The sequence below is a fragment of the Rhodococcus sp. MT28 genome (assembly GCF_058792695.1).
Map to the genome: position 1 here is coordinate 1 of NZ_JBXAFD010000083.1, position 556 is coordinate 556.

Here is a 556-nt window from a genome sequence, read left to right on the forward strand (position 1 = left end):
CACGGCCTGATCATGTGCATGGGCAAAGGCGGAGTCGGCAAGACCACCATCGCCGCCGCCATCGCTGTCGCCCTCGCCGAACGCGGCCGCCAGGTGCACCTGACAACCACGGACCCGGCCGCACACCTGACCGAGACCTTGAACGGGGAACTCGACAACCTCCAGGTCTCCCGCATCGACCCCGCCGAAGCCACCGAGCAGTACCGCACCCGCGTCTTGACCACCAAAGGCAAGAACCTCGACGACCGCGGCCGCGCCAACCTCGCTGAAGACCTTCGATCACCCTGCACCGAGGAAGTGGCCGTCTTCCAAGCATTTTCGCGGGTCATCCACGAATCGAGCCGCAAATTCGTCGTCGTCGACACCGCCCCGACCGGTCACACCTTGTTGCTCCTTGACGCCACCGGCTCCTACCACCGGGAAATCGCCCGCCAGATGGGCGAGAACACGAACTTCACCACCCCGCTCATGCGGCTCCAGTGTCAATGGCCACGAAGTTCTCCCCGTAGGCGGCCAGTAGTTCTCCCCGCTGGTGGCCACGGGTTCTCCCCGGTGG

The 556-nt window shown here is 65.3% G+C and carries 1 protein-coding gene; it reads left to right on the forward strand.

Annotation, left to right across the window (positions count from 1 at the left end; translation table 11 throughout):
- Window positions 1-556: ArsA-related P-loop ATPase (locus tag AC1Q6C_RS33730; RefSeq protein WP_492667139.1), on the forward strand; the 556-nt coding region annotated here is incomplete at both ends.